Origin of the sequence: Pseudomonas sp. Z003-0.4C(8344-21) (assembly GCF_900104975.1) — a bacterium.
Classification (GTDB): Bacteria; Pseudomonadota; Gammaproteobacteria; order Pseudomonadales; family Pseudomonadaceae; genus Aquipseudomonas; species Aquipseudomonas granadensis.
On the sequence record NZ_LT629756.1, the window covers coordinates 4,973,547 to 4,999,365 of the forward strand.

Here is a 25,819-nt window from a genome sequence, read left to right on the forward strand (position 1 = left end):
GGGCCATACCGGTGACAGTGGGTCAGGCGACAGGCGCCGGAGGCGGTTCGTCCGGCAGAGTCGGCTCGCCGGGTTCGGTCGGTTGTTCATTGGGAGTATCGGGATCAGGCTGACCGGGAACTCCGCCAGCCGCGCTCAGAGGCGGATGCGCCAACAAGGACCAGGCCAATACGCCAACCTGATTGGGCTCAAGCCTTGCCAGTTCGGCAGTGATTTGCGGATCGATCTTCATAGGGCACTCCTCGGCGAAGGCCCGTTTCGCTGGAAACAAAAACGGGCAGTACACCTCATAGAGTGTCTGCCCGCCGAAGAATTCCCGCGTTCCGTCGGATGACCGATCAGGTGCGCGGCAAGGTCACGCCACGCTGGCCCTGGTACTTGCCGCCGCGATCCTTGTAGGAGACTTCGCATTCCTCGTCGGATTCAAGGAAGAGCATCTGCGCCACGCCTTCGTTGGCGTAGATTTTCGCCGGCAGGTTGGTGGTGTTGGAGAACTCCAGCGTCACGTGACCTTCCCACTCGGGTTCCAGCGGCGTGACGTTGACGATGATGCCGCAGCGCGCGTACGTGCTCTTGCCCAGGCAGATGGTCAGCACGTTACGTGGAATGCGGAAGTACTCGACGGTGCTGGCCAGGGCGAACGAGTTCGGCGGGATGATGCAGACGTCGCTGTGGATGTCGACGAAGCTGCCGGCGTCGAAGTTTTTCGGGTCGACAATGGCCGAGTTGATGTTGGTGAACACCTTGAAGTGGTTGGTGCAACGCACATCGTAGCCATAGCTCGATACGCCGTAGGAAATCACCCGGCTGTCGTCGCTGCCGCGCATCTGGCGTTCGACGAACGGTTCGATCATGCCGTGTTCCTGCGCCATGCGGCGAATCCACTTGTCCGATTTGATGCTCATGGCGGGTTTGTCCTGAATAGCGAGGTGGAAAAATTCTGTCCGGCATCTTACCGGGCGCGCCGCCTCGTTCAAAGTGCGCACTGCAATTCTCGGCGAACACCCCGTATTTACGCGATGTGGCGACGAACCGTCGCACCGCCGATCCCGAAAACACAGAAACCTTTGCAACAAGCATTGGCACGTTCCGGAAAAAGGGTTAAGGTGGCGTCACTGTGTTGCTTGTGTCACTGAGAATCTCTACACGATATGTTGAATTTCGATCCAACCATCTACAAGAATTTTTCCTGCTCTTTGCACTCAGTCTCGGCCAGGGTTCTTCCTGAGTCGCAGTTATCTTTGTTCAAGGAGTTACACCATGTCTAATCGCCAAACCGGTACCGTTAAGTGGTTCAACGATGAAAAAGGCTTCGGCTTCATCACTCCACAATCCGGTGACGATCTGTTCGTTCACTTCAAAGCTATCCAATCCGACGGCTTCAAAAGCCTGAAAGAAGGCCAACAGGTTTCTTTCATCGCTACCCGCGGTCAGAAAGGCATGCAAGCTGAAGAAGTACAAGTTATCTAACTTGTAGCTTCTTTAGAAAAGAGCCCCGCCCTCAAAAGCGGGGCTTTTTTGTGGGCGTCTGTTTTGTCCAGGCAAAAAAAATCGCAGCCCGACAACGGCTGCGATTTTTTATCGATAACTTACCAGGCCACGCCAAACCCTGCGGTATAGCGGGTCTTGTTCAGATCGGCATCGTTGGTACCGCTGATGATGTCGCGCTCGGCCTTGAGGTTGAGCGACGCCCACTCGGTGACCTTGTAGCGCAGGCCCAGTTCGGCATCCAGTGCGTAATCCGCCACACCCGAGAGTGGCTTGCCGACTTCACCGTTGGTGAAGAACTCGACTTTCTTGCCGATCAGGTAGCGGTTGTAGTCCCACTTCATGGCAACAGAGTAGAAGTTGTCCTTGCTGCCATCGCGGTATTCGTAATCGGTGCGGTTGAGCAACGAGCCCAGCGAGAATGCACCCAACTCATCGTCCCAGAACTGGTAGCCGGGACCGGTACCGACCACCCGCTGACGCGCCAGCTCTTCGATGTGGTCACGCTTGTAGTTCAGGCGACCTTGCCAGAACCATTGATCGGTAATGAAGCGGTCAAGGGAGTACTCGGCGCGCCAGTTGTTGGTGGTAGTTTCGGCGTCCTGCACTTCGCGGTTGTACTCACCTTCGGCGGTATGACGCCAACGACCGTGACGCGCCGACGTCTTGAACGCGACATCGTAATCATCGGTATCTTTCTCGGCGCGCTGATAATCCAGCGCCAGATCGACATTGCCCTTCCACACCAGGTCAGTGACGATCGGTTTTGGCTTGAGGATCTGCTGAATGCTCGCCAGCTCGACGGTTTTCGGCGCGTCACCGTTGGCCAGGGTGACCTTGCCGTCGTCCGCCGCAGTCAGCGACTTGGAGACTTCGCCGGTATAAGCGTCCTGCTTGACCAGCAGGTGCTGCTCGCTCTCCAGGGTCTTGACCTCTTTCCAGTCGATGGTCACCGCACCGGCATATTTGGTCTGGATCAACAGCTTGCCGCCATCGAAGACGCTGATGGTGCCGCTCAACTTGTCACCGTTCTTCAACCAGACGGTGTCGGCAAGCAAGGGCGTGGACGCACTGAAAACAGCTAGGCACAGCAGGGATCTGGAAAACATAGGCGAATCGAGGGCTCAGGTTGTCGGAAAAAGGTCGGCATTATCCGTAGGAATAAGACCCTGACAAGGACTGACCGGACGATTTCCAATGAGTTCATTTCTCAACTGCGCGGCGACGGATTACTCTGAACGCCTTGAAAAAGACCCCTGCTCAGGAACCACGCCCGTGACAGCCCCCAACGACGCCCATGACAGCGAAGCGCAAATCCGACGCACGGCGCTCTACTCCACTCTCGCGCAAGTGCCCGAGGGCAAAGTGGTCAGTTATGGCCAGTTGGCCGAACTGGCCGGTTTGGGGCGCGCCGCGCGTTGGGTCGGCCGCACATTAAGTCAGTTACCCGGCGATACCCGACTGCCGTGGCACCGCGTACTGGGCGCTGGCGGGCGCATCAGCCTTCCTGTGGGCAGCCCGTCCGGCGATGAACAACGGGCGCGATTGCGCATGGAAGGCATCACCGTCCAGAACAATCGTGTGGATATTCGGCGCCATGGCTGGCGTCCGGTAGAGCACAGCGGTTAGAGTGCGCGCTTTGTTTTCGCAATCTTGAGGCAGACTTCAGCCCATGCCCCGTAAAACCTGGCGCGCCGCGCTCGCCGCCTATGCCAGTCCTTCGACGCTCGTGCTGTTGTTGCTCGGTTTTGCCGCCGGCCTGCCGTACATGCTGGTGTTCTCAACGCTTTCGGTCTGGCTGCGTGAAGCCGGTGTCGCCCGTGAAACCATCGGCTACGCCAGTCTGATCGGCCTGGCCTATGCGTTCAAATGGGTCTGGTCTCCCCTGCTCGACCAATGGCGCCTGCCCTTGCTTGGCAAGCTCGGCCGTCGCCGTTCATGGCTGGTGCTTTCGCAGGCGCTGGTGATTCTCGGGCTGATCGGCATGGGTTTCTGCGATCCGCAAAAACACCTGTCCTGGCTGATTGCGATTGCCGTAGTGGTCGCTTTCGCCTCCGCCACTCAGGATATTGCCGTCGACGCCTATCGCCTGGAAATCGCCGATGACAGCCGGCAAGCCGCGCTCGCCGCCAGCTACATGTCCGGCTACCGCGTCGCCGCCCTGCTCGCCACCGCCGGCGCGCTGTTCTTCGCCGAAGGCTTCGGCTCCACCGGTTTCAACTATAAGCACGCCGCCTGGACGGGTACTTATGTGCTGTTCGGCGCGTTGATGGTTCCGGCACTGCTGACCACACTGTTCATGCGCGAGCCGCCCGTACCGCTGCGTACGCAATTGCAGGCCGGGCGTTACACGTTCATGCATCAACTGATGTCGGTATTCGTGCTGATCATCCTGCTGGTGTCCGTGCCGGCGATGTTCACTCAGCTCTACAACACCGATTTCGCCAGCGTACTGTTCGGCGACATGAGCCCGCTCGACCTGTTACTGGAAGATCGCGCATTCCTGCGCGCCATTCTCTATACCCTGCTCACCGGCCTGTGCCTTTCAGCCATGGGCCGCCGCGGCCTGGCGCCGGTGCTGACCCCGGTCAACGACTTCATTTTGCGTTACCGCTGGCAGGCGCTGCTGCTGCTCGGCCTGATCGCCACCTATCGCATGTCGGACACGGTCATGGGCGTGATGGCCAACGTGTTCTATATCGACCAGGGCTTCACCAAGGATCAGATCGCCAGTGTCAGCAAGATTTTCGGCCTGATCATGACCCTCGTCGGTGCCGGCATGGGTGGCCTGTTGATCGTGCGTTTCGGCATTCTGCCGATTCTGTTTATCGGCGGTGTAGCCTCGGCGGGCACCAACCTGCTGTTCGTGATGCTCGCTGACATGGGTCCGAACCTGCAGATGCTGGTGGTGACGATCTCTCTGGACAACTTCAGTTCCGGCCTGGCGACCTCGGCGTTCGTGGCCTACCTGTCGAGCCTGACCAACCTCAAGTTCTCGGCCACCCAGTACGCCCTCCTCAGCTCGATCATGCTGTTGTTGCCGCGACTGATGGGCGGCTATTCCGGCGTGCTGGTGGAAAAGTTCGGTTATCACAGTTTCTTCCTGATCACTGCCCTGCTCGGCGTGCCGACGCTGGTGCTGATCGCGCTGCACTGGTTCCAGGAGAGCCGCCGCGAAGGCCCGACGCCAACGCCCGAGCCCACACCGACCCCGGTCGTCGAAGAATCGTAAGACGTTTCGCCGCCGGCGGGAGGAATCCCGCCGTCGAACCTCACCAGCGGCCGCATGCCTGTACGTCGACAAAACTCGCCGGTACACTGCTCCGTCATTTCCAGTCAAAGCAACCGACAACGGCCAACCATGCGCACCAGTCAATTTTTGCTCGCCACACAGAAAGAAACGCCTTCCGATGCGGTCGTGATCAGCCATCAGCTGATGCTGCGCGCCGGCATGATCCGCAAACTCGCCTCGGGCCTGTACACCTGGCTGCCCATGGGCCTGCGGGTAATGCGCAAGGTTGAAGCCATCGTTCGCGAAGAAATGAACGCGGCCGGCTCTCTGGAAGTGTTGATGCCGAGCACCCAACCGGCCGAGCTGTGGCAGGAATCGGGGCGCTGGGAAGAATACGGTCCTGAGCTGCTGCGCATCAAAGACCGCCACGGTCGCGACTTCTGCGCGGGCCCGACCCACGAAGAAGTGATCACCGATCTGATGCGCAACGAGTTGAGCAGCTACAAGCAGCTGCCGATCAACCTGTACCAGATCCAGACCAAATTCCGTGACGAAATCCGCCCACGCTTCGGCTTGATGCGCGGCCGCGAATTCATCATGAAGGACGCGTATTCGTTCCACGCCGATCAGGCATCGCTGCAGGTCACCTACGACCGCATGCACCAGGCCTACTGCAACGTATTCACCCGCCTGGGCCTGAAATTCCGCCCGGTTGAAGCCGACAACGGCTCGATCGGTGGCGCCGGTTCGCACGAGTTCCACGTATTGGCCGAGTCCGGCGAAGACGACATCGTTTTCAGCAACGGTTCCGACTACGCGGCGAACATCGAGAAAGCCGAAGCCGTGCCACGGGAAACTTCGCGTCCGGCGCCGACCGAAGAACTGCGTCTGGTCGATACGCCAGACACCAAAACCATCGCGGCCCTGGTGGAAAAATTCAATCTGCCGATTGAAAAGACCATCAAGACCCTGATCGTGCGCGCCGAAGAAGAAGGCAAGCTGATCGCGCTGGTCGTTCGTGGCGACCACGAACTCAACGAAATCAAAGCCGCCCAGCAACCAGGCGTAGCCAGCCCGCTGGTCATGGCCACCGATGCCGACCTGCGTGACGCGATTGGCGCCGGCGCCGGTTCGCTCGGCCCACTGAACCTGCCGCTGCCGATCATCATCGACCGCTCGGTCGAGCTGATGAGCGACTTCGCGATCGGCGCGAACATCGACGACAAGCACTACTTCGGCGTGAACTGGGAGCGTGATCTGCCGGTTCCGACCGTTGCTGACCTGCGTAACGTAGTCGCCGGCGACCCAAGCCCGGACGGCAAGGGCACGCTGGAAATCAAGCGCGGCATCGAAGTCGGGCACATCTTCCAGCTGGGCAACAAGTACAGCAAGGCGATGAAGTGCGAAGTGCTGGGCGAGAACGGCAAGCCGGTTACCCTGGAAATGGGTTGCTACGGCATTGGCGTATCACGCGTGGTTGCGGCGGCGATCGAGCAGAACAACGACGAAAACGGCATCATCTGGAGCGACACTCTGGCGCCGTTCCAGATCGCTTTGGTGCCGCTGCGTTATGAAACCGAGCAGGTGCGCGAAGCTACCGACAAGCTGTACGCCGAACTGACGGCCGCCGGCTTCGAAGTGCTGTTGGACGATCGCGACAAGAAAACCAGCCCGGGCATCAAGTTCGCGGACATGGAGCTGATCGGCATTCCACACCGGATCGTGGTCAGCGACCGCGGTCTCGCCGAAGGCAACCTGGAATACAAGAGTCGTACCGAAGGCGAAGCGCAAGCATTGCCGGTCGCCGACGTACTGTCCTTCCTGCAGGCCCGTATCCGCCGCTGAAACCAGATAGAGACGTCATGTTCAAGCGAAACACCTTAGGCCTCGGCGCCGCCGCCCTGTGCGGCGCCCTGCTGGTCAGCGGCTGCGCCAATCACATGTCGCAGCGCAGCGAGCACGAAGAGCGGGTCGAGCGCAAATTGCTCGACCACAGCCTGCAGATCGATGTCGGCGAGCCCAAGGTGCTTGAGCTGCCGCAACGACGCGTGAAGATCAACGAGCAAAAGACCTTCGAGGTCACCGAGTTCGAGGTCACCCGTCGTTACGACCGTTACACGCCTTACCAACCCTGGCGCGAAGTCTATGAAATCCCGCTGGGCGCGGTCGCCGTGGTTGGCGGTGTGGGTGCCAACGTGGTCAACGTGTTTGCGCTGGGCAACCTGCCGGACAGTGTGACCAAGGACTGGTTCAGCTACGGTTTCGCCGGGCTCAATCCATTCATGAACGCGCAATCCAACGGGCGCGCACAGCAGAACCTTGCGGGTATCGACGAAGTCCAGCGCGACAAGCGCACGGAATATTCGAGCCTGCCGTGGAGCGAGCGGCCGGTACAGGTCAAGGCTGGCAAGCAGACTTTCGACATGACCACCGATCGCAACGGCGTACTGCGTTTGAATCTACTCGACAGCCCGTTCGCCGAAAACGATCTGAATCATATCGGCCGCTTGCAGATCAGTGTCGAGGACGCCAAGGACGACGTGCACTCTGATTCAACGCTGATGCTCAGCAGCCACCTGCGCGACAAGTTGCTGGAAGCGCACGGGCTGATTTATGACGATCTGGAGGATGACGAAGTGAGCCAGTGGGTGCACCGGGTCAAACGCCTGTCGGAGCTGGGCCTTGAAGAAGAAGCCAGCGAACTGGAACAAAGCCTGATTGAACTGACGCGCAACGATCCTGAGTTGCAGGCTGAGTTTCTCAAGTCGTTGACTCGGGATGCTGGACGCCTGGTGGCGGATCCAGGACCGAATTAAAGCCAATCGCGAGCAGGCTCACTCCTACATTGGAACGCATTTCAATGTAGGAGTGAGCCTGCTCGCGATGAGGCCATTACATTCCGCGCAAATCTACCGCTCAAACAGCTCCATCTGCTCAAACCCGCCGCGCAAATCCTCCAGCCTCACCCCAACCCCAAGCAACCGCACCGGCTTACCGCCACGATTGAACGCCTGCGTCAGCATCAACTGATAACTGCCCAGATCCCGCCCTGCCCCGGCCTGCTCCAGCGTGGTCTGGGTGAAATCATGGAATTTCACTTTGACGAACGGCTTGCCCGGCCGATAGCTGCTGTCGATCCGCTCCATCCGGGTTTTCAGGGTGTCGAGCAACTCGGGCAACTTGTCGAGACAGCTGCGCAGATCCGGCAGGTCGGCGTCGTAGGTATTTTCCACGCTGATCGACTGTCGCCGACTGTCGTTGTGCACCAGCCGGTCGTCAATGCCACGGGCGAGGTTCCAAAGGCGCTCGCCAAAACTGCCGAATTCGCGCACGAGCGCCAATCGCCCCCATTCACGCAAATGCGCGCAATCGACGATGCCGAGTTTGCCCAGCTTGTCGGCGGTGACCTTGCCGACGCCGTGCAGCTTGCTCACTGGCAAGCCGCTGACGAAGTCTTCGACCTGATCCGGCGTGATCACAAACAGGCCGTTGGGTTTTTTCCAGTCGCTGGCGATCTTCGCCAGAAACTTGTTTGGCGCTACGCCCGCAGACACGGTGATGTGCAATTGATTGGAGACGCGCCGCCGAATGTCCTGCGCGATACGCGTGGCGCTGCCGCCAAAATGCGCGCTGTCCGATACGTCCAGATAAGCCTCGTCCAATGACAGCGGCTCGATCAGGTCGGTGTAATCGGCAAAAATCGTATGGATTTCCCTGGACGCTTCGCGGTACGCATCCATGCGCGGCTTGACGATGGTCAGATCCGGGCACAGCTTCAAAGCGTGCCCCGAAGCCATCGCCGAGCGCACACCGTAGGCGCGCGCCTCATAGTTGCAGGTGGCAATCACCCCGCGCCGATCCGCTGAACCACCCACTGCCAAGGGCTTGCCGGCCAGACGCGGGTCGTCGCGCATCTCGATGGCGGCATAAAAGCAGTCACAGTCAATGTGGATGATTTTTCGCTGAGTCATGTCAGAAAAGGGAACGTGGCGAGCCAGAGCGGCAGTATCTCACCGACACCTGTATATAGCACCAGTGGTGTTGAATGTTCCTGACCGGCTGTAGGAAACAAACGCTGAATGTAATTTCTCAATCAAACCAAGGCCTCCAATAGAGCCGAAACCCTTACCGCGCCTGCCCTGCGAGCCTGAAAACCCGCCTCGGAAAACGCTAACCAATTGAACCTGAACAGATTTATTCCAATCGGCGGTTGACACACCCGCAAAGCTCTGTAGAATGCCGACACACAGACGCGGGATGGAGCAGTCTGGTAGCTCGTCGGGCTCATAACCCGAAGGTCGTCGGTTCAAATCCGGCTCCCGCAACCAAACATCAAAAAAGGCTACTCGAAAGAGTGGCCTTTTTTGTGCGCATCTGTTTTACAAATGGGCGCCCTGCTCAATCGGCAGCGAAACGGTAACTCGTTGCATTTCCGAAACTTACGCATCCCCTGCGACCGTTTGCCGCGATTTCGCACTTATTTGATTCTTTACAGGATTAGCGGTTGACACCTCGCCGTTCGCCTGTAGAATGCCGCCACACAGACGCGGGATGGAGCAGTCTGGTAGCTCGTCGGGCTCATAACCCGAAGGTCGTCGGTTCAAATCCGGCTCCCGCAACCAAACATCAAAAAAGGCTACTCGAAAGAGTGGCCTTTTTTGTATCTGTGGAAAAAGTCCTTTCGCAACAATGATCTGTCATCGTGCAGTGAACCGTCCAGGATCTCAGAACCGCCGCGTTGCGACTATGCTTGAGTCGCGGACAAGACGCCTGCAATCCAAGACTGCCCTCGCCGACACCCGGTGAGAGGCGTAATATTTTGTGATTATTTTTTTCTACAGGGATTGGTAACTTGGCTGGATACCTCCATCCTGTCGCGCACAATCCAAGAGGTGATTGATGCGCGCCAACTCGTCTGATCCACAAGACACCGTTACAGCAGAACAACCGATCAAACCCGAGCGTTTACGCTGGCTGGATCGGTTAAGCAAATACCGCCAGCCGATCGGTCTGGCCGTGACGTTGCTGCTGTTTGCCATTGCGCTGATTGCCTGTCGCCATCTGCTCGCCGAGCTTGATCTCGACGCGCTGCACGACTCGATTCTCGACGTGCCGAAACCGGCGCTGCTCGGTGCCATCGGGGCGACAGTGGTCGGCTTCATCATTCTGCTCGGCTATGAATGGTCGGCCAGCCGCTACGCTGGCGTGACATTGCCACCGCGCATGCTCGCCCTCGGCGGCTTCACTGCGTTTGCGATCGGTAATGCGATTGGCCTGTCGCTGCTGTCGGGTGGCTCGGTCCGCTATCGTTTATATGCGCGGCTGGGCGTCGGTGCGTCGGAAGTCGCGCACATGACCTTGTTCGCCAGCCTGTCGCTGGGCTGCGCCTTGCCGCCGCTGGCAGCGCTGGCCACGTTGAGCAACCTGCCCGCCGCATCGCAAGCACTTGGACTGTCCGAGGTGTTACTGGGGTGCGTCGCCGCCGCGGTGCTGATCCTCAGTGCCGTATTGGCGATCGGCATCTATCGCCGTCGTCTGCCGGAACAACCCTACCCCGACAATCTGTTGGTCAGGGCCGGGCGCCGCACCCTGCGTCTGCCCGGTCGGCGCCTGACCTTTCTGCAATTGGTGATCACTGCACTCGACGTCGCAGCTGCCGCCACCGTTCTCTATCTGTTGCTGCCGGAAGCGCCGCCCTTCGCGCCGTTCCTGCTGGTGTACCTGTTGGCGCTGGCCGCCGGTGTGCTCAGCCATGTGCCGGGCGGCGTTGGCGTGTTCGAAGCGATTTTGCTCGCCGCGTTCGCCGACAAACTCGGCGCGGCGCCACTGGCCGCGGCGCTGCTGCTGTATCGCCTGATCTATGTGGTACTGCCACTGCTGGTCGCCTGTGTGCTGCTGCTGATCAACGAAGGTCAGCGCCTGTTCCAGACCCAGACCATGCGTGCCGCGTCCGGTCTGGCCGCGCCGATTCTGGCGGTGCTGGTGTTTCTTTCGGGTGTGGTGTTGCTGTTTTCCGGCGCCACCCCTGAAATCGATACGCGTCTGGAGCACATCGGCTTTCTGATCCCGCATCGTCTGGTCGACGCCTCGCACTTCGGCGCCAGCCTGATCGGCGTGTTGTGCCTGCTGCTCGCGCAAGGCTTGCGCCGGCGTCTGTCGGCGGCGTGGATGCTGACCACCATCCTGTTGCTGATCGGCGCCCTGCTCTCGCTGCTCAAGGGCTTCGACTGGGAAGAAGCCACGCTGATGACCCTGACGGCGGCACTGCTCGGCGTCTTCCGTCGCTCGTTCTATCGCCCGAGTCGCCTGACCGAGTTGCCGTTCTCGCCGCTGTATCTGGTCGCCAGCCTGTGCGTCCTTGGTGCGTCGACCTGGCTGCTGTTGTTCGCCTATCAGGACGTGCCGTACAGCCATCAACTCTGGTGGCAATTCACTCTCGACGCAGACGCCCCGCGCGGCCTGCGTTCGCTGCTCGGCGCTGCCGTGCTGCTGTTGGTGATAGCCCTGACCTGGCTGCTGCGTACCGCGCGCCCGGTGATTCATCTGCCGACACCGGACGAACTCGATCGCGCGGTAAAAATCCTCATGGCGTCGTCGCAGCCCGACGGCGGCCTCGCGCTGACCGGTGACAAGGCGCTGCTGTTTCACCCCAACGACGAGGCGTTCCTGATGTACGCCCGCCGTGGCCGCAGTCTGGTGGCCCTGTACGACCCGATCGGGCCGAGCCAGCAACGCGCGGAAATGATCTGGCAGTTCCGCGACCTCTGCGACATCCATCACACCCGCCCCGTGTTCTACCAGGTACGCGCGGAGAACCTGCCGTACTACATGGACATCGGTCTGACGGCGATCAAACTGGGCGAAGAGGCCCGGGTCGATCTGCAGCGCTTTGATCTCGAAGCCAAAGGCAAGGAGATGAAGGATCTGCGCTACACCTGGAACCGTGGCACCCGCGATGGTCTGTCGCTGGAAATCCATGAGCCGGGTCAGGCGCCGATGGACGAGCTGAAGGTGATTTCCGATGCCTGGCTGACCGGCAAGAACGTGCGCGAGAAAGGCTTTTCCCTCGGCCGCTTCAGCGACGATTATCTGAAGCATTTCCGCATTGCGGTCATTCGCTTCGAAGGCCGCCCGGTGGCGTTCGCCAACCTGCTCGAGACTTACAGCCACGATCTGGCCAGTCTCGACCTGATGCGCGCGCACCCGGACGCGCCGAAGCTGACCATGGAATTCATGATGGTCGGCCTGATTCAACATTATAAGAGTCACGGATACGCGCGCTTCAGCCTGGGCATGGTGCCGTTGTCGGGGTTGCAACCCCGCCGCGGTGCACCACTGACTCAGCGGCTGGGCTCGATGGTCTTCCGCCGTGGTGAGCAGTTGTACAACTTCCAAGGCTTGCGCCGCTTCAAAGACAAGTTCCAGCCTGACTGGGAACCCCGTTATATGGCCGTGCCCGCCGGACTCGATCCGTTGGTGGCGCTGGCCGATACTGCTGCCCTGATCGCGGGCGGCTTGACTGGATTGGTGAAACGCTGATGATTCAACGCTCCCTGAAGTACATCCTGGCTGCACTGATCGTGCTGGCCGTGATTGCCGGCGGCGGCTTCTGGTACCTCAAACGCCCGGCACCGGAACCGACCGTCGAACAACTCAAACCGGCCGACGGCACGACCATGACGCGCGTCATCCCGGGCAGCAAGCCGAAAGCCCAGGTGCTGGTGGCCGTCACCGACGAGCAGAAGCTCTCCGAGAAACAACTGACCACCCTGAGCCGCAGCGCCTCGGCGCAGATCGTTCAGGTGATTCTGCCCAAGGACTGCCTGCTGCAAAGCCGCGCGCTGCAATCGGGCCTGCGTGAACTGAACGGCCCGGCCACGCTGGTCAGCGGTATCGGCCCGGGCGCCGTATTGGCGTGGCGCTGGTTGGCCGAGCAGAAAAACGACAAGGCTCAAGCCATCTCTGTCGACCTCGCGCTGGAAAAACCCGGTTGCACCCACCTGCTGCCGAAGACCGCCGCCCACGGCCACTGGCTGGTGGCATGGAATGACAACCCGGACGACGCCAGCGCAGGTTTCGTGCGCGATCAACCGAACGCCGAAACCAGCATCAGCGACTACGACATCAACCTGCCGCAAGTGCTGAACAACGAACTGCGCAAGATCCTCGTCGGCGGCGACAAGGCCAACGGCGGTCTGGCGATCCCGGTAGTGGAAGTCCCGGCCGGTCAGGCTAACGACACCGTGACCCTGTTCCTCTCCGGCGACGGCGGCTGGCGCGACCTCGACCGTGATGTGGCCGGCGAAATGGCCAAGATCGGCTACCCGGTGGTCGGCATCGACACCCTGCGCTACTACTGGCAGCACAAGAGCCCGGAGCAAAGCGCGCTGGATCTCACCGAACTGATGCAGCACTACCGGCAGAAATGGGGCACCAAACGCTTCATCCTCACCGGTTACTCGTTCGGCGCTGACGTCCTGCCGGCGATCTACAACCGCCTGCCTGAGAACGAACAGCAACGCGTCGACGCCATCATCCTGCTCGCCTTCGCCCGCACCGGCAGCTTCGAAATCGAAGTTGAAGGCTGGTTGGGTAATGCCGGCAAAGAAGCCGCCACCGGGCCGGAAATGGCGAGGCTGCCTGCGGCCAAGGTGGTGTGCATCTACGGTGAAGAGGAAACCGATGAGAGTGGCTGCACGGACAAGACTGCAGTGGGTGAGCCGGTGAAACTGCCTGGCGGGCATCACTTCGACGAGAACTACCCGGCGCTGGCGAAGCGCTTGGTGGACTTGATCCAGAAGCGTCAGAGCAAGGACTCGGTGGCGGAAGAGTGATCTGAGCCCCCCACAAAAAGCCCCTGCAACTTCACGGTTGCAGGGGCTTTTTACATCTCGGACGATGAACACATTCCCCTGTAGGAGTGAGCCTGCTCGCGATAGCGGAGTGTCAGTTAGCAAATAGGTGGCTGACACTCCGCTATCGCGAGCAGGCTCACTCCTACATGGGATGGCGGTGAATTCAGAGTTTGTGCAGAGACCGCAAATTTCTTGACTCTGCACAAAGCAAGAAAAACCGAGTGTCCACATTCCATAAAACGTGGACACCTGCTTGATCGGCATTATCGAATCGTCAACCCCAAACTCTGTATGAACGCACCGCTTAACCCTGTGGGAGCTAGCTGTGTAAACCCACCACGTTGTTCACGGATGCTATTCGGCTAATCGGTGGTAAATAACTCAAACTGGCATGCGGGCGATGCCAGTTGTACCTGTGCAACCAAGGCATCAGATACGTCGCGCGTTGATCTGAGCTTTCATAACTTCTGGCGTAGGCCCATTCGCGCAGAGCGGTCTGTATAAATCGCTCTGCCTTGCCATTCGTGCGCGGGGTGTAAGGCTTGGTAAAGATGTGCTTAAGCCGCAGCCGCCGGCACAGGCGCTTGAAGCTCCTGGATTTGTAGCAAGGGCCGTTGTCGGTCATTACCCGCTCGAATTTCACGCCGAGCGTTTTGTAGTAACGCAGGGCCCGGATCAGCGCGAGGCAGGCGCTACGAGCGGTTTGGTCTGGGTATAAACCACAGTGCGCCACTCGACTATGGTCGTCGATGGCAACATGTCCAAACTCCCAACCCACATGGTAAGAACGGCCTTTCAGACGGTCTTTTGTCACTCGATGACCAGGTTTGTTAAAGCGCCCCAGCCTCTTGATATCCAAGTGCAGCAAGCCTCCCGGCTGAGAGTATTCGTAGCGAATAACCGCAACTGGCGGTTCCAGATAAGCCAGGCGATTGAGTCCGTTGCGGCTCAATATCCTGCCTACCGTGCTATGCCCCACCTTCAAAGACTTACTGATTTCGCCATAGGTTTTTCGCTCACGGCGAAGCTTGATGATTTTCTCCAGACACTCTGGGGCAGTAGCGTGCGGACAGGAAGCCGGGCGGGATGAGCGATCCTGGAGACCTTTTTCGCCTTCGGTTCGATAGCGGTTTATCCACTTGTAGGCAGTGCGAACGCTGACCCCTTGGGCCTTGGCCACCTCTTCAACTCTCAAACCCTCTGTGAGGACTCTTTGAACAAGAAGGGCTCGACCAGAAACAGTTAATCGGGCATTTTTATGAGTGTTCACTCGGGGCCTCCGGGGGCTTGGTTTGGTTCGCACCTCCAATTTCCCGGAAAAGCCCCGAGTGAACAACCTACAGAGAGATCACAGCTAGCCTGCTAGCGATGGCGGTGGATCTGGTAAAGATGTGCTGACTGACACTCAGCCATCGCTAGCAGGCTAGCTCCCACAGGGGTTTTGCAGTGGTTTTGAGAGTTGGGCAACAGACACAAAAAAGCCCCCGCCAGCACAAGGCCGACGGGGGCTTTTCAGTTGAGGCCAGGCTTACATCTCGACCTGCGTCCCCAGCTCAATCACCCGATTCAACGGCAGATTAAAGAAGCGCAAATTACCATTGGCATTCTTCAACATGAATGCGAACAACGCCTCGCGCCAACGCGCCATGCCTTCGAGTTTCGAGGCGATCACCGTTTCCCGGCTGAGGAAGTAGGTGGTGCGCATCGGGCTGAAATCCAGTTCATCCAGATGGCACAGCTTCAGTGCCTGCGGTACGTCCGGCTCGTCAGTGAAGCCGAAGTGCAGGATGACCCGGAAGAAGCCTTCGCCGTGTGCTTCGACTTCAAAACGGCGCGATGGTGGCACGCGCGGGATGTCTTCGTAGACCACCGTCAGCAACACCACCTGTTCGTGCAGCACCTGGTTATGCAGCAGGTTGTGCAACAGCGCATGCGGCACGGCGTCGGAGCGGGCGGTGAGGAAAACGGCGGTGCCCTGCACGCGATGCGGCGGTTGCACGCGGATGCTGCTGATGAAGATCGGCAGCGGCAGCGCGCCTTCGTCGAGGCGATCGACCAACAGTTGCTTGCCGCGCTTCCAGGTGGTCATCAGCACGAACAAAGCGATACCGGCGATCACCGGGAAGGCACCGCCCTGAATGATCTTCGGCACGTTGGCGGCGAAGTACAGGCCATCGACCAGCAGGAAGCCCAGCAGTACCGGGACCGCGAGAATCGGCGGCCACTTCCACAGCAGCAGCATGACGGCAGAGACGAGGATGGTGGTCATCAGCATGGTGCCGGTCACTGCCACGCCGTAGGCCGAGGCCAGTGCGCCGGAGGATTCGAAACCGATCACCAGCAGGACCACGCCGACCATCAGCGCCCAGTTCACCGCGCCGATGTAGATCTGGCCCTGCTCGTCGCTGGAGGTGTGCTGGATGTACATGCGCGGGATGTAGCCGAGCTGAATCGCTTGGCGGGTAAGGGAGAACGCGCCGGAAATCACCGCTTGCGAGGCGATCACCGTGGCCAGGGTCGACAGGCCGACCAGCGGAATCAGCGCCCAGCTCGGCGCCAGCAGATAGAACGGGTTGCGCGCTGCGTCAGGGTTGTCGAGCAGCAAGGCGCCCTGCCCGAAATAGTTCAGCACCAGCGCCGGCAGCACCAGCAGAAACCAGGCGCGGGCGATCGGCTTGCGGCCGAAGTGGCCCATGTCGGCGTACAGCGCTTCAGCACCGGTCAGCGCCAGCACCACCGCGCCGAGAATCGCCACGCCCATGCCGGTGTGCACCATGAAGAACCGCACCGCCCACGCCGGGTTCAGCGCATGCAACACTTCCGGTGTGTGGCTGATGCCATACACACCGAGAGCGCCAAGGACCAGAAACCAAGTGACCATGATCGGCCCGAACAAAATGCCGATCCGCGCGGTACCGTGGCGCTGGATCAGGAACAAGGCAACCAGCACGACCAACGACAGCGGCACGACCCAGTGATCGATGCCATCGAAAGCCAGCCCCAGACCTTCAATTGCCGACAGTACCGAGATCGCCGGGGTGATCATGCTGTCGCCGTAAAACAGCGCCGCGCCGATCAGGCCGCAGACCACCAGCAATGAGCGCAACTTGCGCCGATGCCCCGCCGCTCGGCGTGCCAGCGCTGTGAGCGCCATGATCCCGCCTTCGCCCTGGTTGTCGGCGCGCAGCACGAACATCATGTACTTGATCGACACGACCCAGATCAGCGACCAGAAGATCAACGACAAAATGCCGAGCACGCCGTCGTGATTGACCGGTACGCCATAACCGCCGGAAAACACTTCCTTGAGGGTGTACAACGGGCTCGTGCCGATGTCGCCGTAAACTACCCCGACCGCCGCGACCAGCATGCTCAGCGGCCTGGAGGCCGAACCCTCGGCGCCTGCCGCATGACTACTTGCCTGACCCATCCAACACTCCTGATCTCAATACCGGCTTCTTCGAATGAAGCACTATGCTTTGTGGTGCAGCATGCGCTGTTTTACCTGTTGTTACAGACGTTTTGTTGACTGCAAGAAATGGGTAAAGCTCAACGGCGCGAAGCATAGCGCAGCACTCGTCGTATTTCCCTGCATAAAGCTGGTCAAGTGCGTTGCCCGCCGCTAGAATTGCGCACTTTTTGATCAGAGGCGCGCCCTAAGCGCCCATCCGTCGGTTTGCGCATCAAGCAAGCGACGTCACAAAACACCGAGGTTAGACATGTCCACCACTCCTGCGCCGGCCAATCCAAAGGTTGGCTTTGTATCTCTGGGTTGCCCGAAAGCACTGGTCGACTCCGAGCGCATCCTGACCCAGCTGCGCATGGAAGGCTATGACGTGGTGTCCACTTACCAGGACGCCGACGTGGTGGTGGTCAACACCTGCGGTTTCATCGACTCGGCCAAGGCGGAGTCGCTGGAAGTGATCGGTGAAGCGATCAAGGAAAACGGCAAGGTGATCGTCACCGGCTGCATGGGCGTGGAAGAAGGCAACATTCGCAACGTGCACCCGAGCGTGCTCGCCGTGACCGGTCCGCAGCAGTACGAGCAAGTGGTCAACGCCGTGCACGAAGTGGTGCCGCCGCGTCAGGATCACAACCCGCTGATCGATCTGGTGCCGCCGCAAGGCATCAAGCTGACCCCACGTCACTATGCGTACCTGAAGATTTCCGAAGGCTGCAACCACAGCTGCTCGTTCTGCATCATCCCGTCGATGCGCGGCAAACTGGTCAGCCGCCCGGTTGGCGACGTGCTCGACGAAGCCCAGCGTCTGGTCAAGTCCGGCGTCAAAGAGCTGCTGGTGATCTCGCAGGACACCAGCGCCTACGGCGTCGACGTGAAATACCGCACCGGTTTCTGGAACGGCGCGCCGGTGAAAACCCGCATGACCGAGCTGTGCGAAGCCTTGAGCACGCTGGGCGTCTGGGTCCGCTTGCACTACGTTTACCCGTACCCGCACGTCGATGAGCTGATCCCGCTGATGGCCGCCGGCAAGATCCTGCCGTACCTGGACATCCCGTTCCAGCACGCCAGCCCGAAAGTGCTCAAGTCGATGAAACGCCCGGCGTTCGAAGACAAGACCCTGGCGCGGATCAAGAACTGGCGCGAGATCTGCCCGGACCTGATCATCCGTTCGACCTTCATCGTCGGCTTCCCGGGCGAAACCGAAGAAGACTTCCAGTACCTGTTGAACTGGCTGACCGAAGCGCAGCTCGACCGCGTCGGCTGCTTCCAGTACTCGCCGGTGGACGGTGCTCCGGCCAACGATCTGGACCTGGAAGTGGTGCCGGACGATGTCAAGCAGGACCGTTGGGAGCGTTTCATGGCGCACCAGCAAGCCATCAGTTCGGCACGCCTGCAAATGCGCATCGGCCGTGAAATCGAAGTGCTGGTGGACGAAGTCGACGAGCAAGGCGCGGTTGGCCGCTGCTTCTTCGATGCGCCGGAGATTGACGGTAACGTGTTTATCGACAACGGCAGCAACCTGAAGCCGGGCGACAAGGTCTGGTGCAAGGTGACGGATGCTGACGAATACGATTTGTGGGCTGAGCAGATCTGATCTGAACGTCAAAAGCCCCTCACCCTAGCCCTCTCCCAGAGGGAGAGGGAACTGATCGAGGTGCTCTTCAGAATGACGGCGACTTGAAATATCGAGTCGAACTCAGGCTTTGAACAGCATGAAGATCAGCTCCCTTCCCCCTCGCCCCCTCTGGGGGAGAGGGTTGGGGTGAGGGGGAAGGCAGACACCGCAATAAATCCAGAAGCCCCGCTCTTTTTATGAGATGCGGGGCTTTTTTGCGGCTATCGTTTAGCGGGGGACGGACTCCCTTGAAACGTACAAGAGGCTCACGCACATGCGTCACCATTCGGTCATCCACACGCCGAAACTCAGCGATTATCAGGAACTGACCCGGGTCTGGGAGGCCTCGGTCCGTGCGACCCATGATTTTCTGCCGGACAGCTACATCGAGCTTTTGCGCAACCTGGTGCTCACCCGCTATCTCGATGCGGTCATGCTGATCTGCACAAAAGACCCTCAGCAGCGCATCACCGGGTTTGCCGGTGTGGCGGCGGGCAAGATCGAGATGCTGTTCATCGATCCGGATTATCGCGGTCAGGGCCTGGGCAAGAAACTGCTGAATTACGCCATGCAGCATTTGAACGCCGATGAACTCGACGTCAACGAACAGAATCCGCAGGCCCTGCGGTTCTATGAGAAACAGGGTTTCGAGGTGATCGGCCGCTCGGAGGTCGATGGCATGGGCCAGCCGTATCCGCTATTGCACATGCGCCTACGGCAAAACCAGCAACGCTCAAGCCACGCCTGACACACCAAGGAACCCCTGTGGGAGCTGGCTTGCCAGCGATGCAGACGCCTCGGTCTGACAGATCCACCGAAGTGATGCCATCGCTGGCAAGCCAGCTCCCACAGGGAATACGGACACCGTGCAAATGGAACCGGGCTTAACCGGCGCCACACAGGTACAATGCTCACCCCTTTTTTGTTACGGCCCTGTCATGACTGACCCGATTCGCCTCTCCAAACGCCTCATCGAACTGGTCGGTTGCTCCCGCCGGGAGGCCGAGCTGTTCATCGAGGGCGGCTGGGTCACCGTGGACGGCGAAGTCATCGATGAGCCGCAATTCAAGGTCGGCGACCAGAAGGTCGAGCTCGACAAGGACGCCAAGGCCTCCGCGCCGGAGCCCGTGACCATTCTGCTCAACGCACCGGCGGGCATGGACGTCGACACCGCCATGCAATCGCTCAGCGCCGAGACCCTCAGCGAAGAGCATCGCTACAGCAAACGTCCGCTTCGCGGGCACTTCCTGCGCCTGACCGCCAGTGCCGATCTGCAGCCCAGGGCCAGCGGCCTGCTGGTGTTCACCCAGGACTGGAAAATCCTGCGCAAGCTCACCGCCGACGCGGCGAAGATCGAGCAGGAATACGTGGTCGAGGTCGAAGGCGAGATGGTCGCCCATGGCCTCAATCGTTTGCAGCACGGCCTGACCCACAAGGGCAAGGAGCTGCCGCCGGTCAAGGCCAGCTGGCAGAACGAAAACCGCCTGCGCTTCGCCATGAAAAACCCGCAACCGGGGATCATCGCGCAGTTCTGCGAAGCGGTCGGCCTGAAGGTCATCGGCATCCGTCGCATCCGCATCGGCGGCGTGTCGATCGGCAAGGTCCCGGTCGGCCAATGGCGCTACCTGTCCGGCAAAGAGAAGTTCTGACGCTTCCCCCGCCGCCACACATTTCGGTAGCGCCCGTGAGCGCTGCCCACAACGTATCAGGAATACCGACATGGTTCACAACGACGTACTGCGCAGCGTGCGCTACATGCTCGACATCAGCGACAAGAAAGTCGTCGAGATCATCAAACTCGGCGGCCTGGACGTGACCCTCGCCGACGTAGTGACCTGGCTCGACAAGAAAGAAGAAGACGAAGAAGGTTTCGTGCGCTGCCCGGACGAAGTCATCGCGCACTTCCTCGACGGCCTGGTGATCTTCAAGCGCGGCAAGGACGAAAGCCGTCCGCCGCAGCCAATCGAAGTGCCGGTGACCAACAACATCATCCTGAAAAAGCTGCGCGTGGCCTTCGAGCTGAAAGAAGACGACATGCATGCGATCCTCAAGGCCGCCGAATTTCCGGTATCCAAGCCTGAGCTGAGCGCGCTGTTCCGCAAGGTCGGCCACACCAACTACCGCCCGTGTGGCGACCAGTTGCTGCGCAATTTCCTCAAAGGGCTCACGCTGCGCGTGAGAGCTTAAAAGCAGCCTCAAGCTACAAGCTACAAGCTACAAGCTACAAGCTGCAAGTAGCCACACCGCGTTAACTTGTAGCTTGCAGCTTGCCACTCGAAGCTGGCCGCATGGCCCCACATTCCCTCCGAAAATAGTGGCTCCGCTTTGCGCGGCTGACGACTAGGGTGTACTCAACCCCAATCTTCAGGATTTGCCATGCACCCCTACTTTTCCTTGCAAGGCCGCACCGCTCTGGTCACCGGCGGCACCCGTGGTATCGGCAAGATGATCGCCAAAGCCTTTGTCGAGGCTGGCGCGCGTGTCTACGTCTGCTCCCGCGACGCTGAAGCCTGTCATCAAACCGCTGAAGAACTTGCCGCCTTGGGCATCTGCCATGGCGTGGCGGCGAATCTGGCGACCGAAGAAGGTGTGCAGGAACTGGCTGCGCGCCTGGGCGAGCAGATCACCCATCTGGATATTCTGGTGAACAATGTCGGCACCACCTGGGGCGCGCCGCTGGAGAGTTACCCGGTAAAGGGCTGGGAGAAGGTCATGCAACTCAACGTGACGTCGGTGTTCAGTTGCATCCAGCAGTTCCTGCCTTTGCTGCGCAAGGCCGGCTCGGCGGCGAATCTTGCGCGAATCATCAATATCGGTTCGGTGGCGGGGATTTCTTCGTTTGGTGAGCAGGCGTATGCCTACGGGCCGAGTAAAGCGGCGCTGCACCAGTTATCGCGAATTCTGGCGCGGGAACTGGTCAGCCAGCACATCAACGTCAACGTGATCGCGCCGGGGCGGTTTCCGAGCAAGATGACCCTGCATATCGGCAATGATGAGCAGGCGCTGGCCGAGGACACCGCCCTGATTCCGATGAAGCGCTGGGGACGAGAGGAAGAGATGGCGGCGTTGGCGATCAGCCTGGCGAGTACCGCCGGTGCTTACATGACCGGGAATATCATTCCGCTGGATGGTGGGTTCAGCCTCTGACATCGGCGGTGTATCTATCGCTGGCAAGCCAGCTCCCACAGGTTTTGTGGAGTACCCAGATGATGCGACCTCCCGCGAACCTTGTGGGAGCTGGCTTGCCAGCGATGGCGTCCGCCCGTACACCACCAGACTTGAAGCCTGCCGGGTTATCATGCCCGCCCTGCCCCGCTTCGATTTCAAACCATGACTTACAGCGTCTCCCCCATCGGCTTCGTGCGCTCCTGCTTCAAGGAGAAATTCGCCATCCCCCGCCAGCCACAGCTGGCCCCCGCCGCCCGTGGCGTGCTGGAACTGGTCGCGCCGTTCGATCAGGGTGACGCGGTGCAGGGGCTGGAACAGGTCAGCCACGTCTGGCTGCTGTTCCTCTTTCACCATGCGCTGGAAGACAAACCGCGGCTGAAAGTCCGTCCGCCAAGGCTGGGCGGCAACAAGTCGATGGGCGTGTTTGCCACCCGCGCCACACACCGGCCAAACGGCATCGGCCAATCGGTAGTGAAACTCGACCGGGTCGAAGCCGATCGGCTGTTCATTTCCGGCATCGATCTGCTCGACGGCACGCCAGTGCTCGACATCAAACCCTATGTGCCTTACGCCGATATCATTCCCGGCGCCGCCAACAGCATCGCCAGCGCTGCGCCGCAGTTGATCGAAGTGCGGTGGACAGATTCAGCGCTACAACAGGCGCATACCCATGCGCAGCGCCTCGGCGAGCCGTTGGTTGAGCTGATCGAGCAATGCCTGGCGCAGGATCCGCGCCCGGCCTATCAGACCCCGGCGCCGGACCGAGAGTACGGTGCGCAGTTCTGGGATCTGGATGTACGCTGGCATTATCCAACGCCTGAGCGGATTTGCGTGCTCGAAGTCATTCCCGCCTCAGCGTAAACCCCGAAAACGAAAAAGCCCGCGCTGCCTTCTCAGGCAACGCGGGCTTTTTGCTTTTCTGTAGGCCTTCGCCTGCTCGCGATTGCGGTGGACCAGTCACGTCAGATGTCGACTGATACGGCCCTATCGCGAGCAGGCTCACTCCTACAGGGACTTGTTTACTTCTCGACGAACGCGCGTTCGATCAGGTAATCACCCGGCTCGCGCATCCGCGCCGAGATCTTCAGGCCGAAGCTGTCGAGCACTTCGCTGGTCTCATCGAGCATGCTCGGGCTGCCGCAGATCATCGCGCGGTCATCCTGCGGGTTGATCGGTGGCAGGCCGATGTCGCTGAACAGCTTGCCGCTGCGCATCAAGTCAGTGAGACGGCCCTGATTCTCGAACGGCTCGCGGGTCACGGTCGGGTAGTAGATCAGCTTGTCACGCAGCGCTTCGCCGAAGAACTCGTTCTGCGGCAGGTGCTCGGTGATGAATTCGCGGTAGGCGACTTCGTTGACGTAACGCACGCCGTGAACCAGGATCACTTTTTCAAAGCGCTCGTAGGTTTCCGGGTCCTGAATCACGCTCATGAACGGCGCCAGGCCGGTGCCGGTGCTGAGCAGGTACAAGTGCTTGCCCGGATTCAGGTCATCAAGAACCAGGGTGCCGGTAGGCTTTTTCGAGATGATGATCTCGTCGCCTTCCTTCAGATGCTGCAATTGGGAGGTCAGCGGACCGTCCTGCACCTTGATGCTGAAGAACTCCAGATGCTCTTCCCAGTTCGGGCTGGCGATCGAGTAAGCGCGCATAAGCGGGCGGCCGTTGGGCTGCTGCAGGCCGATCATCACGAACTGACCGTTCTCGAAGCGCAGACCCGGATCGCGGGTGCACTTGAAGCTGAACAGAGTGTCGTTCCAGTGATGAACACTGAGGACACGCTCGTGGTTCATGTTGCTCATGTACGTTTGACTCCTGGAGATTGGGTCTGCGCAGGCCCACCAAGGCCATAGCGCGCAATTGCATCGCATTCTAATAGCGACGACAATATCTGTTAACTGGATTATTAAGATAAGGGTTATCGGTTATATCGATATGCGATTTACTCTCCGTCAACTGCAAGTCTTCGTCGCCGTCGCCCAGCAGGAAAGCGTATCCCGTGCTGCGGGTCTGCTCAACCTCTCGCAGTCGGCGGCCAGCACGTCGATCACCGAACTGGAGCGCCAGTCCAGCTGCCAGCTGTTCGATCGCGCCGGCAAACGCCTGAGCCTCAACGCTCTCGGCAAACAGCTGTTGCCGCAAGCGGTGGCCCTGCTCGACCAGGCCAAGGAAATCGAGGATCTGCTCAACGGTAAATCCGGTTTCGGCTCTTTATCAGTGGGGGCGACGCTGACCATTGGCAACTACCTGGCCACCCTGCTGATTGGCAGCTTCATGCAACGCCACCCGGAAAGCCAGGTGAAGCTGCATGTGCAGAACACTGCCAATATCGTGCAACAAGTTGCGCACTATGAAATTGATCTGGGTCTGATCGAAGGCGATTGCAGTCACCCGGACATCGAAGTGCAGAGCTGGGTCGAGGATGAGCTGGTGGTGTTCTGCGCGCCGCAGCATCCGCTGGCTCAACGTGGCAGCGCGAGCATGGAAGAGCTGACCCACGAGGCGTGGATTCTCCGTGAACAGGGTTCCGGCACGCGCCTGACCTTCGATCAAGCCATGCGCCACCACCGCAGCGCGCTGAATATCCGTCTTGAGCTGGAGCACACCGAAGCGATCAAACGCGCGGTGGAATCGGGATTGGGGATTGGCTGCATTTCGCGGCTGGCGCTGCGTGATGCGTTTCGTCGCGGCAGCCTGGTGCCGGTGGAAACGCCGGACCTGGATCTGGCCCGGCAGTTTTACTTCATCTGGCACAAGCAGAAATACCAGACCTCGGCCATGCGCGAGTTTCTCGAACTGTGCCGCGCGTTTACCGCCGGGGTGCAGCGCAGCGACGAGATCGTTTTGCCGACCATCGCTTAAAGCAGAATCACCGCCCACACCAACGCGATCATGCTCAATGCCACGAACTGCGCAGCACTGCCCATGTCCTTGGCGTTCTTCGACAGCGGGTGCAATTCCAGCGAGATGCGGTCAATGGCCGCTTCCACCGCCGAGTTCAACAGTTCCACGATCAGTGCCAGCAGGCATACGGCGATCAATACGGCTTGTTCGACACGGCTGACATTGAGAAAGAAGGTCAACGGGACCAGGACAACATTGAGCAACACCAATTGGCGAAACGCCGCTTCGCCGGTAAACGCTGCGCGCAGGCCGTCGAGCGAATAACCGGAGGCGTTGAGAATACGTTTCAGGCCGGTCTGGCCCTTGAAAGGTGACATATGGAAGAGACCAACCAAAAAGGAGTGGGGAAGCTAGATCAACGAAAGTCAAAAAAGCGTGAAACCGCCAGCGATCACTGGCTCGGAATTGACTCAAGTTGTTGCAGTAGTAACGCCGCTTGCGTGCGGGTGCGCACATTCAGTTTGCGAAAGATCGCCGTGACGTGGGCCTTGATGGTCGCTTCCGACACACTCAGCTCATAGGCAATCTGCTTGTTCAGCAGGCCTTCGCAGACCATGGTCAATACGCGAAACTGCTGCGGTGTCAGGCTGGCGAGGCCATCGCTGGCGGCTTTGGCTTCGTCGGACACGCTCACCGCTTCGAACGCTTGCGGCGGCCAGAACACATCGCCGTCGAGGACCTTGCGCACGGCTTGCTGAATCACGCTCAGATCGCTGGACTTGGGGATAAAGCCGCTGGCGCCGAACTCGCGGGATTTGACCATCACCGAAGCCTCTTCCTGGGCCGAGACCATCACTACCGGAATCTGCGGGTATTGCCCGCGCAGCAAGACCAATCCGGAAAAACCGTAGGCGCCGGGCATGTTCAGGTCCAGCAGGACCAGATCCCAGTCAGCTTTTTCGGTCAGGCGGGTTTCCAGCTCGGCGATGCTTGCGACTTCCACCAGCCGCACGTCCGGGCCGAGGCCCAGCGTCACCGCTTGATGCAGGGCGCTGCGAAACAGCGGGTGATCATCGGCAATCAGGATGTCGTATGTGGCCATTTTTCAAATGATCCTGTTTTTGATGGCCGGCCGGGGCATTCCGGCCAGACCAAAG

The 25,819-nt window shown here is 59.8% G+C and carries 23 protein-coding genes and 2 tRNA genes; 16 read left to right on the forward strand and 9 right to left on the reverse strand.

The genetic code is table 11. The features are described 5' to 3' along the window. Nucleotides 1–22: 22 nt before the first annotated feature. Both BLU24_RS22470 and dcd read right to left on the reverse strand, forming a co-directional pair. Nucleotides 23–232, reverse strand: a complete 210-nt coding sequence (locus BLU24_RS22470) for a hypothetical protein (RefSeq protein ID WP_090282088.1) — start codon at nucleotides 230–232, stop codon at nucleotides 23–25. Between the two features lie 106 nt (nucleotides 233–338). Further along, nucleotides 339–905, reverse strand: coding sequence for a dCTP deaminase (dcd, locus tag BLU24_RS22475; RefSeq protein ID WP_007940589.1), 567 nt, complete (start codon nucleotides 903–905; stop codon nucleotides 339–341). Between the two features lie 355 nt (nucleotides 906–1,260). Here dcd and BLU24_RS22480 point away from each other — a divergent pair, with 355 nt between their 5' ends. Beyond that, nucleotides 1,261–1,470 (forward strand): cold-shock protein, encoded by a 210-nt coding sequence (locus BLU24_RS22480; protein ID WP_002554837.1) that lies wholly within the window; start codon nucleotides 1,261–1,263, stop codon nucleotides 1,468–1,470. A 119-nt stretch (nucleotides 1,471–1,589) separates the two neighbouring features. Here the strand turns inward: BLU24_RS22480 and BLU24_RS22485 are convergent, their stop codons facing one another. Further along, nucleotides 1,590–2,597, reverse strand: coding sequence for a DUF481 domain-containing protein (locus BLU24_RS22485; protein ID WP_090282087.1), 1,008 nt, complete (start codon nucleotides 2,595–2,597; stop codon nucleotides 1,590–1,592). 166 nt (nucleotides 2,598–2,763) lie between these two features. Between BLU24_RS22485 and BLU24_RS22490 the strand changes: the two genes are divergently transcribed. The 4 genes from BLU24_RS22490 (at nucleotide 2,764) to BLU24_RS22505 (ending at nucleotide 7,536) form a co-directional block, all read left to right on the forward strand. Continuing rightward, nucleotides 2,764–3,117 carry an MGMT family protein gene (locus BLU24_RS22490; RefSeq protein WP_090282086.1) on the forward strand — a complete coding sequence of 118 codons (354 nt, stop codon included), beginning with the start codon at nucleotides 2,764–2,766 and terminating at the stop codon, nucleotides 3,115–3,117. Between the two features lie 43 nt (nucleotides 3,118–3,160). Further along, complete coding sequence (locus tag BLU24_RS22495; protein WP_090282085.1) at nucleotides 3,161–4,720, forward strand: AmpG family muropeptide MFS transporter; 1,560 nt, start codon at nucleotides 3,161–3,163, stop codon at nucleotides 4,718–4,720. Nucleotides 4,721–4,849: 129 nt separating this feature from the next. Next, nucleotides 4,850–6,565, forward strand: a complete 1,716-nt coding sequence (locus BLU24_RS22500) for a proline--tRNA ligase (protein WP_093104066.1) — start codon at nucleotides 4,850–4,852, stop codon at nucleotides 6,563–6,565. 17 nt (nucleotides 6,566–6,582) lie between these two features. Then, a complete protein-coding gene (locus tag BLU24_RS22505) occupies nucleotides 6,583–7,536 on the forward strand; it encodes a hypothetical protein (protein WP_093104069.1) in 954 nt (317 codons plus the stop codon). A gap of 93 nt (nucleotides 7,537–7,629) precedes the next feature. Here BLU24_RS22505 and dinB read toward each other — a convergent pair whose 3' ends face one another. Next, the gene (gene dinB, locus BLU24_RS22510) at nucleotides 7,630–8,691 is read right to left on the reverse strand and encodes a DNA polymerase IV (RefSeq protein WP_093104071.1); all 1,062 of its coding nucleotides are present in this window, start codon (nucleotides 8,689–8,691) and stop codon (nucleotides 7,630–7,632) included. Between the two features lie 280 nt (nucleotides 8,692–8,971). Between dinB and BLU24_RS22515 the strand changes: the two genes are divergently transcribed. From BLU24_RS22515 to BLU24_RS22530, 4 genes are all read left to right on the forward strand, one after another. After that, nucleotides 8,972–9,048 (forward strand) — tRNA-Met (locus tag BLU24_RS22515). 217 nt (nucleotides 9,049–9,265) lie between these two features. Beyond that, nucleotides 9,266–9,342: transfer RNA gene (locus BLU24_RS22520), tRNA-Met, on the forward strand. 277 nt (nucleotides 9,343–9,619) lie between these two features. Continuing rightward, nucleotides 9,620–12,259 carry a bifunctional lysylphosphatidylglycerol flippase/synthetase MprF gene (gene mprF / locus BLU24_RS22525; protein WP_093104074.1) on the forward strand — a complete coding sequence of 880 codons (2,640 nt, stop codon included), beginning with the start codon at nucleotides 9,620–9,622 and terminating at the stop codon, nucleotides 12,257–12,259. Further along, the gene (locus tag BLU24_RS22530; protein ID WP_093104077.1) at nucleotides 12,259–13,554 is read left to right on the forward strand and encodes a virulence factor family protein; all 1,296 of its coding nucleotides are present in this window, start codon (nucleotides 12,259–12,261) and stop codon (nucleotides 13,552–13,554) included. Before mprF ends, BLU24_RS22530 begins: the two co-directional genes overlap by 1 nt. Before the next feature lie 340 nt (nucleotides 13,555–13,894). Here BLU24_RS22530 and BLU24_RS22535 read toward each other — a convergent pair whose 3' ends face one another. Next, a complete protein-coding gene (locus tag BLU24_RS22535; protein WP_093096621.1) occupies nucleotides 13,895–14,845 on the reverse strand; it encodes an IS481 family transposase in 951 nt (316 codons plus the stop codon). Between the two features lie 258 nt (nucleotides 14,846–15,103). Then, nucleotides 15,104–16,945, reverse strand: a complete 1,842-nt coding sequence (locus BLU24_RS22540) for a potassium transporter Kup (RefSeq protein WP_418951619.1) — start codon at nucleotides 16,943–16,945, stop codon at nucleotides 15,104–15,106. A gap of 349 nt (nucleotides 16,946–17,294) precedes the next feature. Here BLU24_RS22540 and rimO point away from each other — a divergent pair, with 349 nt between their 5' ends. From rimO to tsaA, 6 genes are all read left to right on the forward strand, one after another. Then, nucleotides 17,295–18,632, forward strand: a complete 1,338-nt coding sequence (gene rimO, locus BLU24_RS22545; protein WP_041478077.1) for a 30S ribosomal protein S12 methylthiotransferase RimO — start codon at nucleotides 17,295–17,297, stop codon at nucleotides 18,630–18,632. A 295-nt stretch (nucleotides 18,633–18,927) separates the two neighbouring features. Further along, nucleotides 18,928–19,401 carry a GNAT family N-acetyltransferase gene (locus tag BLU24_RS22550; protein ID WP_093104087.1) on the forward strand — a complete coding sequence of 158 codons (474 nt, stop codon included), beginning with the start codon at nucleotides 18,928–18,930 and terminating at the stop codon, nucleotides 19,399–19,401. 190 nt (nucleotides 19,402–19,591) lie between these two features. Next, entirely contained in the window at nucleotides 19,592–20,302 is a 711-nt protein-coding gene (locus tag BLU24_RS22555) for an rRNA pseudouridine synthase (protein WP_093104090.1), read from the forward strand. Between the two features lie 70 nt (nucleotides 20,303–20,372). Next, entirely contained in the window at nucleotides 20,373–20,840 is a 468-nt protein-coding gene (locus tag BLU24_RS22560; RefSeq protein WP_090282075.1) for a DUF1456 family protein, read from the forward strand. 189 nt (nucleotides 20,841–21,029) lie between these two features. Then, entirely contained in the window at nucleotides 21,030–21,800 is a 771-nt protein-coding gene (locus BLU24_RS22565) for an SDR family oxidoreductase (RefSeq protein WP_093104093.1), read from the forward strand. A gap of 183 nt (nucleotides 21,801–21,983) precedes the next feature. Next, nucleotides 21,984–22,682 carry a tRNA (N6-threonylcarbamoyladenosine(37)-N6)-methyltransferase TrmO gene (gene tsaA, locus BLU24_RS22570; RefSeq protein ID WP_093104095.1) on the forward strand — a complete coding sequence of 233 codons (699 nt, stop codon included), beginning with the start codon at nucleotides 21,984–21,986 and terminating at the stop codon, nucleotides 22,680–22,682. 158 nt (nucleotides 22,683–22,840) lie between these two features. On the opposite strand, the gene fpr is transcribed toward tsaA, so the two are convergent. Then, complete coding sequence (gene fpr / locus BLU24_RS22575) at nucleotides 22,841–23,620, reverse strand: ferredoxin-NADP reductase (RefSeq protein WP_007908723.1); 780 nt, start codon at nucleotides 23,618–23,620, stop codon at nucleotides 22,841–22,843. Between the two features lie 133 nt (nucleotides 23,621–23,753). Here fpr and BLU24_RS22580 point away from each other — a divergent pair, with 133 nt between their 5' ends. Next, on the forward strand, nucleotides 23,754–24,680 hold the full coding sequence (locus BLU24_RS22580) for a LysR family transcriptional regulator (protein WP_093104099.1): 927 nt from the start codon (nucleotides 23,754–23,756) through the stop codon (nucleotides 24,678–24,680). On the opposite strand, the gene BLU24_RS22585 is transcribed toward BLU24_RS22580, so the two are convergent. Both BLU24_RS22585 and erdR read right to left on the reverse strand, forming a co-directional pair. After that, nucleotides 24,677–25,039 (reverse strand): diacylglycerol kinase, encoded by a 363-nt coding sequence (locus BLU24_RS22585; RefSeq protein WP_090282071.1) that lies wholly within the window; start codon nucleotides 25,037–25,039, stop codon nucleotides 24,677–24,679. The genes BLU24_RS22580 and BLU24_RS22585 overlap by 4 nt on opposite strands. A gap of 74 nt (nucleotides 25,040–25,113) precedes the next feature. Next, complete coding sequence (gene erdR, locus BLU24_RS22590) at nucleotides 25,114–25,764, reverse strand: response regulator transcription factor ErdR (protein ID WP_090282070.1); 651 nt, start codon at nucleotides 25,762–25,764, stop codon at nucleotides 25,114–25,116. Between the last annotated feature and the right edge of the window lie 55 nt (nucleotides 25,765–25,819).